10 protein-coding genes are annotated in these 13,629 nt (G+C 70.8%); 8 read left to right on the top strand and 2 right to left on the bottom strand.

From position 1 onward, the window contains the following. Window positions 1–14 precede the first annotated feature (14 nt). Complete coding sequence (locus tag AC3DE3_RS14775; protein WP_488370468.1) at window positions 15–878, top strand: LuxR C-terminal-related transcriptional regulator; 864 nt, start codon at window positions 15–17, stop codon at window positions 876–878. A 302-nt stretch (window positions 879–1,180) separates the two neighbouring features. Next, complete coding sequence (locus tag AC3DE3_RS14770) at window positions 1,181–2,614, top strand: MFS transporter (protein ID WP_488370467.1); 1,434 nt, start codon at window positions 1,181–1,183, stop codon at window positions 2,612–2,614. Window positions 2,615–2,762: 148 nt separating this feature from the next. Here the strand turns inward: AC3DE3_RS14770 and AC3DE3_RS14765 are convergent, their stop codons facing one another. Next, on the bottom strand, window positions 2,763–3,269 hold the full coding sequence (locus tag AC3DE3_RS14765) for a MarR family winged helix-turn-helix transcriptional regulator (protein WP_163375603.1): 507 nt from the start codon (window positions 3,267–3,269) through the stop codon (window positions 2,763–2,765). A 158-nt stretch (window positions 3,270–3,427) separates the two neighbouring features. Between AC3DE3_RS14765 and scpC the strand changes: the two genes are divergently transcribed. Together scpC and AC3DE3_RS14755 are read left to right on the top strand one after the other, a co-directional pair. After that, window positions 3,428–4,978, top strand: coding sequence for a succinyl-CoA:acetate CoA-transferase ScpC (gene scpC / locus AC3DE3_RS14760; protein ID WP_163375604.1), 1,551 nt, complete (start codon window positions 3,428–3,430; stop codon window positions 4,976–4,978). Window positions 4,979–5,014: 36 nt separating this feature from the next. Beyond that, window positions 5,015–6,424 (top strand): DUF1446 domain-containing protein, encoded by a 1,410-nt coding sequence (locus tag AC3DE3_RS14755; RefSeq protein ID WP_260488462.1) that lies wholly within the window; start codon window positions 5,015–5,017, stop codon window positions 6,422–6,424. A gap of 66 nt (window positions 6,425–6,490) precedes the next feature. Here AC3DE3_RS14755 and AC3DE3_RS14750 read toward each other — a convergent pair whose 3' ends face one another. Continuing rightward, entirely contained in the window at window positions 6,491–8,098 is a 1,608-nt protein-coding gene (locus AC3DE3_RS14750; RefSeq protein WP_488370466.1) for a class I adenylate-forming enzyme family protein, read from the bottom strand. Window positions 8,099–8,233: 135 nt separating this feature from the next. On the opposite strand from AC3DE3_RS14750, the gene AC3DE3_RS14745 reads away from it, so the two are divergent. Genes AC3DE3_RS14745 through AC3DE3_RS14730 form a run of 4 tightly spaced genes read left to right on the top strand, consistent with a single transcriptional unit; the run spans window position 8,234 to window position 13,624 of the window. Beyond that, on the top strand, window positions 8,234–9,052 hold the full coding sequence (locus tag AC3DE3_RS14745) for a TIGR03084 family metal-binding protein (protein ID WP_488370465.1): 819 nt from the start codon (window positions 8,234–8,236) through the stop codon (window positions 9,050–9,052). Next, on the top strand, window positions 9,049–10,854 hold the full coding sequence (locus AC3DE3_RS14740) for an acyclic terpene utilization AtuA family protein (protein ID WP_488370464.1): 1,806 nt from the start codon (window positions 9,049–9,051) through the stop codon (window positions 10,852–10,854). Before AC3DE3_RS14745 ends, AC3DE3_RS14740 begins: the two co-directional genes overlap by 4 nt. After that, on the top strand, window positions 10,851–12,029 hold the full coding sequence (locus tag AC3DE3_RS14735) for an acyl-CoA dehydrogenase family protein (RefSeq protein WP_260488458.1): 1,179 nt from the start codon (window positions 10,851–10,853) through the stop codon (window positions 12,027–12,029). The genes AC3DE3_RS14740 and AC3DE3_RS14735 overlap by 4 nt, the downstream gene beginning before the upstream one ends. Further along, window positions 12,026–13,624, top strand: a complete 1,599-nt coding sequence (locus AC3DE3_RS14730; protein WP_260488457.1) for an acyl-CoA carboxylase subunit beta — start codon at window positions 12,026–12,028, stop codon at window positions 13,622–13,624. The genes AC3DE3_RS14735 and AC3DE3_RS14730 overlap by 4 nt, the downstream gene beginning before the upstream one ends. Window positions 13,625–13,629: the final 5 nt, after the last annotated feature.

The following is a 13,629-nucleotide window of genomic DNA, read 5'->3' as shown; positions in this document are numbered from 1 at the left end:
CTCGGGAGCTGACCATGACCACCCTTCGACCCAGTGATTCGGACGCCGTGCTCGGCGCCCTGCGCCGCGCGCGGCAGGAGTCCGGTCTGCCGATCGTGTTCGCCGGGCAGGCCGACGGCGAGACCGCGAAGCTCACCCGCTTCATCGGGGTTCGCACGAACTCCATGCAGGGTCTGGCCGTTGCCAAGGGCCGGGGGCTCGGGGGGCACGTCATGGCGTCCGGACGACCCGCGACGGTCCGCGACTACGAGGACTGCTCCAGCATCACCCGCGACTACGCCGATGCAGTGGAGCAGGAGGGCCTGCGGGCCATCATCTCGGTGCCGGTGATGGTCTCCGGTGTCGCCCGGACGATCCTGTACGGGTCGGCGCGGGTGGCCACGCAACTCGGCGATCAGGTCGCCAGGACGTTCAACTCGGTCGCCTCCGAGCTGGCCTCGGAGTTCCAGGTCAGGGACGAGGTCGACCGCCGGCTGCGGATGGCCGATCTCGCCGCCGCCGAGCACTCGGTCGGCCTGGAGACCACGGACCGCGAACAGCTGCGGATCCTGCACGGCGAGCTGCGGGCGATCGCCGCGGAGTTGGGTGACCCCGCACTGCGCGACCGGCTCCTGGCAGCCGGCTCCGCCCTCGCGGGCGTGGGACGGACGCCCGACGCCGGGGACATCCCGGTGCCCGCCAAGTCCGTGCTCTCGCCTCGCGAGATCGACGTGCTGGCCCAGGTGGCGCTCGGCTGCTCGAATGCGGAGGTGGGGGCGCGGTTGTCGCTGTCCCCGGAGACCATCAAGGCGTACCTGCGCAACATCGGTACGAAGCTCGGCACCCGGTCCCGGATGGAATCCGTGGCACGCGCCCGGCTCCTCGGCGTCCTGCCCTGATTCCCCACGCGGTCCCTCCATCGCACCGGCCGACCCGAGGCCGCCGTCGACGAGAGCGTCCCGCACACCTGCCCCCGGGGGGCAGGTGTGCGGGACGCTCTTCTCGTCGTACCCGAGCAGCGGTCGTCGGGCCCGGACGGGGCTCCCGTGGACGCCCGCCTGTGGCCCGGATCACCCCCCATCCACTTTCGGGTGTACCGGGTGTGGTGCCAGTCACATATCTTTCCCTTAATCGACGTTCATCCGTCGGGGATCACGCACCGCGCCGGGCCCCACCCGGCCCCACAGGACTGGAGCCTGACTTGACTGCCACGAACCTCCCCGCAGGGAATGCGACGCCTCCGTCGTCACCCCTGACACCGGAGCCCAAGAAGACCTCGCTCGCGAAGGTGGCGGCGGCTTCCTCGATCGGAACGACGATCGAGTGGTACGACTTCTTCATCTACGGCACCGCCGCCGCGCTCGTGTTCCCCACTCTGTTCTTCCCGGGCCAGGACGCCGCGGCCGCCACGCTCTCGTCCTTCGCGACGTTCGCGGTGGCGTTCTTCGCCCGCCCGGTCGGTGCCGCCCTCTTCGGTCACTTCGGTGACCGCATCGGTCGTAAGCGCACCCTGGTGTGGACGCTGTTCATCATGGGCATCGCCACCGTGTTCATCGGCCTGCTCCCCGGGTACGGCACCGGGGCCTTCGGAATGTTCGAGGGTGGCATCGGCATCTGGGCCCCGACGCTCCTCGTGGTCTGCCGCTTCTTCCAGGGCTTCGCGGTCGGCGGCGAGTGGGCCGGGGCGACCCTGCTCACGGCCGAGTACGCGCCGGAGGGTAAGCGCGGGATGATGGGGATGTGGCCGCAGCTGGGCGTCGCCTTCGCGTTCTTCCTCTCCTCGGGCACGTTCCTCATCTTCTCGCTGGTCGCCGGCGACAGTTCTGACGTCAACAGCCCGTTCATGCAGTACGGCTGGCGTATCCCGTTCCTGCTGTCCGCCGTGCTGGTGCTCATCGGCCTGTGGATCCGAGTCTCCATCGAGGAGACCCCGGTCTTCAAGCAGGACCGGGCCCTGGCCTCCGAGGACGCGGCACCCAAGACCCTGCCGTTCGCTGATGCGCTCCGCTACCAGTGGAAGGAGATCCTCATCGCCGGTGGCGCGCTCACCTCGCTGTTCTCCCTGTTCTACATGGGCACCTCGTTCCTCACGAACTACGCCACCAAGAACCTCGAACACTCCCGCCCGTTCGTCCTGGGTATGGGCATGATCGCCGCCCTGATCTTCGGCGCCGCGATCGCGATCTCGGCCATGTACTCCGACCGGATCGGCCGCAAGAAGGTCATCGGCACCTCGGTGGCGCTGGCCGTGGTCTGGGCGCTGTTCGTGTTCCCGATCCTCGACACCGGGTCGCCGATCGCGTTCGCCATCGTCCTCTTCGTCACGCTCATCATCTTCGGCATCGCCTACGGCCCGGCCGGCGCACTCCTGCCGGAGTTGTTCCAGGCCCGGTACCGCTACACCGGCGCCGGCCTCGGCTACAACCTCGCCGGCATCCTCGGTGGCGCACTGCCGCCACTGGCCGCCGCCGCGATGGTCGCCGCGGGCAACACCCTCGGCGTCGGGATCATGCTCTCGTTGCTGTCCGCCATGTCCATGCTGTGCGTGGTGGCCATGACGGAGTCGAGCAAGAACGTGATGAACGCGGATGCCGAGATGACCGAGGACCGCACCCTCGCCACCGAGGTGCCCTGATCCACACCTGACGGATGCCCAGGCGCTCACGGCCCCGGGACACTCCCTCCCCTGAGCAGCCGCGCCCGGCCCCACCCGAGAGGGGGCCGGGCGCGGTGTCGTGTGTGGACCTGCCTGTCGTGTGTGGACCCGCCCTGTAGGGGAGCGGTCAGAAGTCGCCGGCGGACCGGCGCAGGGACGCGATGGCCTCGATGAGCGCCACCTGTTCCTCCTGCTCCATCCCCGGGTCGGCGAACACCCCGGCGTTGAGTGCGGCGGTGGCCTCGGCCACTACGCGCCTGCCGTCGTCGGTGATCTCCACCAGGGTCGTCCGCCCGTCCGTGGGGTGCGGCCGTCGCTCCACCAGCCCGGCGTCGAGAAGACGCTTCATCGCGCTGGTGACGCTGGTGACGTGGACCTGGAGACGCTCGGAGGCCTTGGTGATGGGCAGCGCTCCCGAACGGGAGAAGGCGAGCAGTCGGAGGAGCTCGTAGCGGGGGAACGACAGGTTCCACGGTCGCAGGGTCTCCTCGACCCGGGCCAACAGGATCTGGTGGGCCCGCATCACCGAGGTCACGACCGTCATCCCCTGGGCAGCGTCCGCCCACCCCTCGCGCTCCCAGTTGGCGCGCGCCTGGTCGATGCGGTCGGGGATCGGTGCGGTCCTGGGGGACAAGGGTTCACTCCTGGCGGACGCGGCGGGGTTGAACGGCCGAGTCTATCCGCCCGGACCCCGTCCGACCGGAGACCTGCGGAGATCGGAGCGGCACCGAGTGGGGGTGATCACGTCTTCGTCGAAAATGGAATTTCCGACACCGGCGATAGGCTCCGCGTATGAGCACCTCCGTCCATATGCGGGGCACCGCCTGCGACCCCTCACGCATCCGCCATCCCCATTTCCGGGGACTGGTCACCGACGCAGCCTCCGCGGTGGAGCGGATCGCCGACGGCGACACGGTGGCGATCAGCGGGTTCGCCAGCGCGGGCACCCCGAAAGCGTTCGCCCCTGCGCTCGCGGACCGGATCCGCGCCGTCCGGGCGGCCGGTGGTGACTTCAGTGTCAACCTGCTCACCGGCGCGTCGGTGGCGAACGAGGCCGAGGCGATGCTCGCCGAGGTCGACGGCATCGCGCTGCGGATGCCGTACCAGAGCGAGCCCACCGCCCGCGGCAAGATCAACTCGGGCGAGATGGACTACGTGGACGTCCACCTCTCTCACGTGGCCCAGCAGGTGTGGCAGGGCCATTACGGCGACGTGGACGTCGCGGTGGTGGAGGTCGCGGCCATCACGGAGGACGGCGGACTCGTCCCGGCGATGTCGGTGGGTAACAGCAAGACGTGGCTCGACGTGGCCGACAAGGTGATCCTCGAGGTGAACTCCTGGATCCCGGAGGGCGTCGAGGGCATCCACGACGTCTACTACGGCACGGCGCTCCCGCCGCATCGCAGGCCGATCCTGCTCTCGCGGGCCGACGACCGGATCGGTCAGCCCCTGCTCGAGGTGGACCCGGCCAAGGTCATCGCGGTGGTACCCACCGATCAGCGGGACTCCGCCAGCGCTCTGACCAAGCCCGACGAGGTGAGCAACGCGATCGCGGGCCACGTGCTGGAGTTCTTCCACCACGAGGTCGCGTCCGGTCGGATGCCCGCGGGGAGCCTCCTCCCGTTGCAGGCCGGGATCGGCAATGTGGCCAACGCCGTCCTGGCCGGACTGGCGGCGGGGTCGTTCTCGGACCTGAGCTGCTACTCCGAGGTCATCCAGGACTCGATGCTCCAGCTCATCCGGGAGGGCACGGTCGCCCACGCCTCGGCCACCGCGCTGGCGTTGTCCGCGGACGGACTGACGGAACTGGTGGACAACTTCGACCTCTACCGCGACCACATCACGTTGCGCCCGCAGGAGATCAGCAACCACCCGGAGATCGTCCGGCGGCTGGGGATCGTCGGCATGAACGGCATGCTCGAGGCGGACGTCTACGGCAACGTCAACTCCACCCACGTGGGCGGGACCCGCATCATGAACGGCATCGGCGGGTCCGGTGACTTCACGCGTAACGGATACGTGTCGATGTTCCTCAGCCCGTCAACGGCCAAGGACGGGGCGGTCTCGGCGATCGTGCCGATGGTCCCGCACGTCGACCACACCGAGCACGACGTCCAGGTGATCGTCACCGAGCACGGCCTCGCCGACCTGCGCGCATTGAGCCCACGCAAGAGGTCGCGTCTCATCGTGGACCGGTGCGCGGACCCCGTCTTCCGACCACTTCTGCACGACTACCTCGATCGGGCCGAGGCCCGTCCGGGTGCCGGCAACACGCCGCATATCCTCGAGGACGCCTTCTCGTTCCACACGCGCCTCGCTGCCACGGGGAGCATGCTGGGGTAGGCGTCCGCCCCAGATCGACTAGGAGTCCGAGGATCGATGACGAGCACCCAGAGCCCCCTGCGCATAGGTAACGTCTCGGCGTCGCGGGCAGACCGTGCCACGGCGACGGCCGAGTTCCTCGCGGCCGCGGCGCTGGACGTGCTCGCGCTCGACATGCTCTCCGACGAGGCGATGCTCGATCTGGCCGAGCAGCGGTCCGCGGGCGGACCGGGTTACGAACGGGCGGCGCTGGTCCAGATCGGCGAGTGTCTCGGGCAGCTCGGCGCCGGGGGCGTGCGGATCGTCACCAACGCGGGCGCACTGGACCCCGAGGGCCTCGCCGCCGAATTGCGGTCCGTCGCCCGGGACGCGGGTCTGGACCTGGCAGTGGCCTGCGTCGATGCCGGTGACGTGACGGACCGGACGACCGAACTCGGTCTCGGTGGGGCCGATGTCGCGACGGTGCGTCACGGGGCGTTCGGCATCTCCCGGGCGTTGGCGGCCGGCGCCGTCGTCGTCGTCACCGGGCGCGTCAGTCGCGAGGCCCTCGTCGCCGGCGCCGCGGCGGCCCACCACGGCTGGACGCCGTCCGCCCTGGACTCCCTCGCCGGATCGGTCGCGGTGGGGCACGTGCTCTCCGGTGGCCCCGGCGCGACGGGGGTCGTCGACTCCACGACCGATGTCACCCGCACCACCGATCCGGTCACCGGGGGTTACCCCATCGCGGAGATCGCCGACGACGGGTGCGCGGTCGTCACGCGCCATCCCTCGGCCTTCGGGTCGGTCACCGTCGGGACCGTCACCGATCAGCTCCTCGACGGCGTCGCCGGGGCGCGGTACGCGGCGCCCGACGTGGTGCTGCGGCTCGACTCCCTCAGGCTTGCGCAGGAGGGCACCGACCGGGTCCGGATCAGCGGTGCCCGTGGTGAACCGGCCCCGCCGGTCGTCGCGGTGGTCGCCATGACCCGGGGTTCCGGGGACGACCGGCGCCCCGCGCGGGTGGCGCGCCCGCTGGCACAGGGGGAGTCGGGGCACTCCGTCGTCATGCCCGACGGCACGCGCGTCGTGGTCCCGGTCCCCCCGGAGACCGCGCCCATCGGCCCGGGGGAGTTGCCGACCCCGTGGACGCCGGGCACCGTCCCGGGCGGGGAACCCGTCACGGCGGTCCTGGGTTCGGTGGCGAGCGTGCGGCGTGGGGTGGTCGGCCGCGGGGTCAACATCGCGGTGTGGACGTGGGACGACTCGGCGTTCGCCTGGCTGGCCGCCGAACTCACCGACGAGCGGTTCCGGGAGCTCATCCCGGGACTGGAGGGCATGGACACCCGGCGTTACCTCCTACCCAACCTCCGGGCGGTCAACCTCGTCGCCCGTCCGCCGCGGGGTGAGGTCCTGCGGCCCGGGCTCGGCGCGGACCTCGCCGCGGTCCGCCTGGAGATCCCCGGAGAGCTGCTCGAGGTCGGCCCCTGACCCGGGGTCGGCCCCTGACCCGGGGTCGGCCCCGGACCGGGGCGATGAGGGGCCGACCCGGTCCTGTCAGCGCGCGGTGCGTAGTTCCACCTTCCGGATCTTTCCGGTCGCCGTGCGGGGGATGGAGTCGACCAGGACGATGTCGCGGGGCCGGTGTGAGGAGGAGAGTCGCTCGGCGCCGAACTCCATCACCGAGGTCTTGAGGTCGTCCTCGGCCGGGGCGTCCTCGGCGGGCACCACCACGGCGATCACGAGCTCGCCCCACTTCGGGTCCGGGCGGCCGACGCAGGCGACCTCCGCGACGTGCGGGTGGTCCATGAGGACCCGCTCCACGTGCAGCGAGGAGACGTTCTCGCCGCCGGACTTGACGATGTCCTTGACGCGGTCGGCGAACCACACGACCCCCTCGTCGTCGATCCGGCCCAGGTCGCCCGAGTGCAGGCGACCGCCCACGAACGCCTCGGCGTTGGCCTGCGGGTTGTTCCAGTAGCCCTCCATGACGGTGGGGCCGCGGTAGACGATCTCCCCGTCCTCGCCGGTGGGCATGAGCTCGGCGCCGCCGGGTTCGCTGATCCGGTTCTCCGCGATCGGGGTGGGGTACCCCCAGGAGTCGGACTTGTCGGGGTTGAGTTCGGGCCACTGCATGACGGTGGCCGGGGTGCACTCACTCATCCCCGAGGCCAGGACCATCTTCGCGTCGGGGAGCGCAGCCTCCAGGCGCGTGCGCATGTCCGCGGACATGGGGGCCATGGCGTAGAGGAGGAACTGGATCGAGGAGAGATCGAGGCCGCGGTCCGTGCCGTCGGCCAGCGCCTCCAGCATGAGGGGAAGGCCCACCAGGTGGGTGGCGCGGACCCGGGCCACGGTCTCGGCGTACCCGGTCGGGTCGAACCCCGGCAGCAGGTGGACCGTCGCCCCCATGGTGACGGCGGACAGCAGGACCCCGTTGAGGCCGGCGGTGTGGAAGAGGGGGAGCGGGCACACGGTCACGGAGGCCTCGGCGCCCCAGTTCAGACCGAAGATGGCCCCGTTGCCGAGCGCGGCCATGGTCACGGCGAGGTGCGAGGTGAGGACGCCCTTCGGGCGGGAGGTCGTCCCGGAGGAGTAGAGGCACTGCACGACCTGGCGGTCGCCGATCACCGTGTCGGGGTTGGTGTCGTCGTCGGACAGCAGGTCGTCCCACCCGATCAGGGCGGGACCGTCGGCGGGCGCCTCCAGGCCGGCCGGGACGCCTCCGACGACGACGACGGTGCGGATCGCGGGAATGGCGGCGACCGCTCCCATCACCAGTTCCGCGAGTGAGCCGTGGACGACGAGGATGCGGGTCCCGGAGTCGGTCAGGGCATGCGCGATGTTGTCCAGCCCGGACAGGAGGTTGATGGGCAGAGAGACCATACCCGCCTTGGCCGTCCCGAAGTAGGTGGCCACGAACTCCCGGCAGTTCGTCGACAGGATCGCGACCGGCTCCTCCGCCTCGATCCCGTGCGCGACCAGCCCGTGGGCGAACCGGTTGGAGATCGCCTCGAGCTCGAGATACGTCCACGATCCCGCGTCGTCCGTGAGGGCGGTGCGGTCCGCGAAGGTGGCCGCCGCGCGGGTGGGGAGGTCACCCACCGAGCAGCGGCGGGCCAGGGCGTGGTCGAGGGGGTCGATCCCGGTGAGATCTAGGCGCACGGTGTCTCCGTAAGGGGGTCGGGGCGTCCCGCATCGGGAGTGACGGGGATCACGGTTCCCAGACTCCCAAAGCCTGCGGACAAAAGCAAGCAAGCGCGCTTGCTTTATTTCGGCATAGGTGGGATCGTTCACGCCATGACCAACCCCCAGCCCTCCGAGACGGAGGATCCGCACGCGGCCCTCGCCGCACTCAACGCCCGCGTGGACGAGCTCGTCGAGACCGCCGGGGCCGATCGCTGGAACACCGACACCCCGGCCGAGGGCTGGGACGTCGCCATGCAGATCGCGCACCTGGCCTGGACCGACGAGGTCTCCGTCACCGCCATCCGCGACGCGGACGCCTTCCAGACCGTCGTCGACAAGGCCATGGCCGACCCCACGGGTTTCGTCGACGTCGGCGCGGCCGAGATCGCCGCCACCGGTCGGGACGAGGTCCTCGCACGGTGGCGCCTGGCCCGGGGTGAACTCGCGGACGCCCTCAAGGCCGCGGACCCGGGGGACCAGATCCCCTGGTTCGGTCCGCCCATGCGGTCCAAGTCCATGACCACCGCCCGGATCATGGAGACCTGGGCGCACGGCGTGGACGTCGCCGACGCGCTCGGCGTGTCCGTCGACACCGACCCCGCCTTCGTCGGCGCCCTCCCGCACGTCGCCCGCCTGGGCTTCAAGACCCGTGCCTTCGCCTACATGATGAACGGACTCGAGGCTCCCGGCTCCGAGGTCCACGTCGCCCTCGAGCTGGCTGACGGCAGCGCCCTCGAGTTCGGCCCCGCCGACGCCGACCAGCGCGTCACGGGTCCGATCCTCGACTTCTGCCTGCTGGTCACCCAGCGCGTGCACCTCGACGACACCGCGCTCGAGGCGGTCGGCGACGACGCGCTGGGGTGGCTGCGCATCGCCCAGGCCTTCGCCGGACTCCCCGGCGGCGGCCGTGAGAAGGGAGCACGAGCATGACCTCCTCCACCTCCACGCCGACCGTCCCTGCGCTCCGCGTCGGCAACATGTCCGGTTTCTACGGCGACCGCATCTCCGCGATGCGCGAGATGCTCGAGGGCGGCGAACTCGACGTCCTCACCGGCGACTACCTCGCCGAGCTGACCATGCTCATCCTCGGCCGCGACCGGATGAAGAGCGCCGAGCTCGGTTACGCCAAGACCTTCCTCCGCCAGCTCGAGGACTGCCTCGCGCTGGCCCTGGAGAAGAAGGTCAAGATCGTCGCCAACGCGGGCGGCGTCAACCCGGCCGCGCTGGCGGACGCCATCCGCGAGCTCGCGGCCCGGCAGGGGCTGCCTGCGAAGGTCGCCCACGTCGAGGGCGACGACCTCATCGGCCGGATCGGCGAGCTCGACGTCCCCGCCGACGCTGGGTTCCCGGTCACGGCCAACGCCTACCTGGGTGCCTTCGGCATCGCACGCTGCCTCGACGCGGGGGCCGACGTCGTGGTCACCGGCCGGGTCACCGACGCCTCGGTGATCGTCGGGCCGGCCATCAGCCACTTCGGCTGGGGCCGCGACGATCTCGACGCGCTGGCCGGCGCCACCGCGGCGGGGCACGTCATCGAGTGCGGCACGCAGGCCACCGGCGGAAACTACTCCTTCTTCAACCGAGGCGAGATCGCCGATCCGGTGAAGCCCGGTTTCCCGATCGCCGAGATCGCGGCCGACGGCACCTCCGTCATCACCAAGCACGCGGGGACCGGGGGAGCCGTCACCGTCGGCACCGTGACCTCGCAGCTGCTGTACGAGGTGACCGGTGCGCGCTACGGCGGCCCCGACGTCGTCACCCGCCTCGACACCGCCGTCGTGGAGCAGGAGGGGCCCGACCGCGTCCGGATCTCCGGCGTCGTGGGCGAGCCGGCCCCGCTCACCACAAAGGTGTCTGTCACCTGCCTCGGTGGTTTCCGCAACGAGATCACGTTCCTGCTCACGGGACTGGACATCGAGGACAAGGCCGCTCTGGTCGAGCGTCAGTTCCGGGCCGGGCTCGAGCGCGAGCCGGCGCAGATGGACTTCCGTCTCCAGCGCACCGACCACCCCGACGCCGACACCCAGGCCGCCGCGACGGCGATGATGACCATCGTCGCCTGGGACCCGGACAAGGACGTGGTGGGCCGCGCGTTCTCGGACGCCGCTGTCGCCATGACCCTCTCCAGCTACCCGGGCGCCACCCCGAGCGCCCCTCCCGGACGCGGGGGACCGTACGGCGTGTACATCCCCGCCTACCTCGACCAGAACGAGGTGCCGCACGTCGCCGTCCTGCCCGACGGGACCCGGGTCGACATCGATCCCCCCGCCGTGATGGAGCAGATGGGTGACGGGCACGCCTCCGACGGACTGGACGCCGAGGGTAACCCGCTCACCGCGGCCGGCTCCGCGACGGGCCCGTCCACCCGACGCCCGCTGGGTGACGTCCTCGGGGCCCGCTCCGGTGACAAGGGCGGCACCGCGAACATCGGGCTGTGGGCCGGCGACGCCGAGGCCTACGCCTGGATGCGCGACACCCTCACCGTCGACGAGGTGCGCCGCCTGCTGCCCGAGGCCGCCGACCTGCCGATCGAGCGCTACGAGCTGCCCAAGCTCGGCGCCGTCAACTTCGTCATCGACGGACTGCTCGGCAAGGGCGTGGCCCACGGCTACCGCTGGGACCCGCAGGCCAAGGGCTTGGCGGAGTGGCTCCGTTCCCGCGTCGTCGACGTCCCCGACCACATCAACGCCCCCGTGACCGCCGCACCGGCCCACGCGAAGGAGAACGAGTGACCGTCCCACCGCACGTACCCGGTGACCCCTGGTACTCAGAAGAGCGTCTCGCCCTGCGCGAGACCACGACCCGCTTCGCCGAGCGGCAGATCTTGCCCCACCTCGACGAGTGGGAGGCCGCGGGTGCCATCCCGCGCGAGCTGCACCGCAAGGCCGGCGAGCTGGGCCTGCTGGGCGTCCCGTTCCCCGAGGAGGTCGGTGGCGGTGGCGGTGACGCGATCGATTCGCTCGTGGTGTGCGAGGCGCTGCACGAGGCCGGTGTCTCCGGCGGCGTGTTCGCGTCGCTGTTCACCTGTGGCATCGCGACCCCCCACCTGGCCCAGTCCGGCACCCCGGAGCAGATCGAGCGCTGGGTCAAGCCCACCCTCGCCGGTGAGATGATCGGCTCCCTGGCCATCACCGAGCCCGGTGGCGGGTCGGACGTCGGTCACCTCACCACCACGGCCCGCCGGGACGGCGACCACTACGTCGTCAACGGGGCCAAGACCTACATCACCTCCGCCACGCGAGCCGACTTCGTCGTCACCGCCGTCCGCACCGGGGGCGAGGAGCTCAAGGGCGCCGCGGGCGTGAGTCTGCTGGTCATCCCCACCGACACCCCGGGATTCCACATCTCGGCGCCGCTCGACAAGCTCGGCTGGCGCGCCTCGGACACCGCCGAGCTGACGTTCACCGACTGCCGGGTGCCGGTGGAGAACCTGGTCGGCAACGAGAACGACGGGTTCGCCCAGATCGCCATCGGCTTCGTCGGCGAGCGCGCGGCCCTGGCCTGCCAGGGGTACTCGCACGCCCAGCGCTGCCTGGACCTCACGCTGGACTGGGTCCGCGAGCGGGAGACCTTCGGGCGCCCCCTGCTGTCCCGGCAGGCCGTGCAGAACACGGTCACCGAGATGGCCCGTCGCATCGACCTCGCCCGCACCTACACCCACCACTGCGTGAACCTGGCGGTGTCGGGACACGACGCGATCGCCGAGGTCTGCTTCGCCAAGAACACCGCCGTCGAGTGCGCCGAATGGGTCGCCAACCAGGCGGTGCAGCTCTTCGGAGGGCTCGGCTTCATGTCCGAGTCCGAGGTCAGCCGCCAGTACCGCGATGTCCGACTCCTGGGCATCGGTGGCGGCACGACCGAAATCCTGACCACCCTCGCCGGACGACGTTTGGGGTACACGGCATGACAATCCTCCGTTCCACACTGGACACCACGAGCGCCGAGTTCGACGCCGCGAAGCAGGCCATGGAGGGCAAGCTCGACCAGCTCGCCGCGGACCTCGAGCCGGCGCTGGCCGGCGGCGGCGAGCGCAAGGTCGCCCGCCACCGCGAGCGCGGCAAGTTCACGGCCCGCGAGCGGATCGACATGATCCTCGACCGGGAGTCCCCGTTCCTCGAACTGTGCGCGCTCGCCGCGTGGGGCTCCGACTTCCAGACCGGCGCCTCCGTGGTCGCCGGGATCGGCGTCGTCGAGGGTGTCGAGTGCCTGCTCATCGCCAACGACCCGACGGTCAAGGGCGGCACCTCGAACCCGTGGACGCTGCGCAAGATCCTCCGCCTCAACGACGTGGCGATGAAGAACCGGCTCCCGGTCATCAGCCTCGTCGAGTCCGGCGGCGCAGACCTGCCCACCCAGAAGGAGGTGTTCGTCCCCGGCGGCGCCCTCTTCCGCGACCTGACCCGCCTGTCCAAGGCCGGCATCCCCACCATCGCCGTGGTCTACGGCAACTCCACCGCCGGCGGCGCGTACGTGCCCGGTATGAGCGACCACGTCGTCATGATCGAGGAGCGCTCCAAGGTCTTCCTCGCCGGTCCGCCGCTGGTGAAGGCCGCCACCGGTGAGATCGCCGACGAGGAGACCCTCGGTGGAGCCGACATGCACGCCCGTGTCTCCGGCCTGGCCGACCACCTCGCCGTCGACGAGGCCGACGCCGCCCGCATGACCCGCGGGATCGTCCGCCGTCTCAACTGGACCAAGGCCGGGCGCGTCCCGCGCGCCGAGGTCGCCCCGCCGCTGTACGGCACCGACGAGCTGCTCGGGATCGTCCCCGAGGACCTCAAGATCCCGTTCGACCCGCGCGAGATCATCGCCCGCATCGTCGACGGCAGCGACTTCGACGAGTTCAAGCCGCTGTACGGCGCGAGCCTCGTCACCGGCTGGGCGGAGATCCACGGGTACCCGGTGGGCATCATCGCCAACGCCCGCGGCGTGCTGTTCAGCGAGGAGGCCCAGAAGGCCACCCAGTTCATCGAGTTGGCCAACCGCTACGACACCCCGTTGCTGTTCATGCACAACACCACCGGCTACATGGTGGGCTCCGAGTACGAGCGCGGCGGCATCATCAAGCACGGCGCGATGATGATCAACGCGGTCTCCAACTCCGAGGTCCCGCACCTGTCGCTCATCACCGCCGCCTCCTACGGCGCCGGCCACTACGGCATGTGCGGCCGCGCGTTCGATCCGCGGTTCCTCTACACCTGGCCCAGTGCCAAGTCCGCCGTCATGGGCGGGCAGCAGCTCGCCGACGTGGTCACCTCCGTCGCCGCCGCGGCCTCCGCCGCCCGTGGCCAGGAGATGGACCAGGAGACCATCGACGGCCTGAAGACCGCGATCGCCGACCAGATCGAGAAGGAGTCGTTGCCCGCCTTCCTGTCGGGGATGCTCTACGACGACGGCGTCATCGACCCCCGCGACACCCGGACGGTGCTGGGCCTCAGCCTGTCCGCGATCCACTCCGGAGAAGTCGCCGGAACCGACCGCTTCGGCGTCTTCCGGATGTGAGGAAC

The sequence above is a fragment of the Dietzia sp. IBK-p2-16D genome (assembly GCF_057773085.1).
Note: the sequence above shows the minus strand (reverse complement) of the source record. Positions and strands in the feature narration are given on the sequence as shown.

Bases quoted from the DNA above. Each gene is read 5' to 3' on its own strand.
- AC3DE3_RS14775 (WP_488370468.1), top strand. From the start codon at position 15: ATGACCACCCTTCGACCCAGTGATTCGGACGCCGTGCTCGGCGCCCTG.
- scpC (WP_163375604.1), top strand. From the start codon at position 3,428: ATGAGCACCTCCGTCCATATGCGGGGCACCGCCTGCGACCCCTCACGC.
- AC3DE3_RS14755 (WP_260488462.1), top strand. From the start codon at position 5,015: ATGACGAGCACCCAGAGCCCCCTGCGCATAGGTAACGTCTCGGCGTCG.
- AC3DE3_RS14745 (WP_488370465.1), top strand. From the start codon at position 8,234: ATGACCAACCCCCAGCCCTCCGAGACGGAGGATCCGCACGCGGCCCTC.
- AC3DE3_RS14740 (WP_488370464.1), top strand. From the start codon at position 9,049: ATGACCTCCTCCACCTCCACGCCGACCGTCCCTGCGCTCCGCGTCGGC.
- AC3DE3_RS14730 (WP_260488457.1), top strand. From the start codon at position 12,026: ATGACAATCCTCCGTTCCACACTGGACACCACGAGCGCCGAGTTCGAC.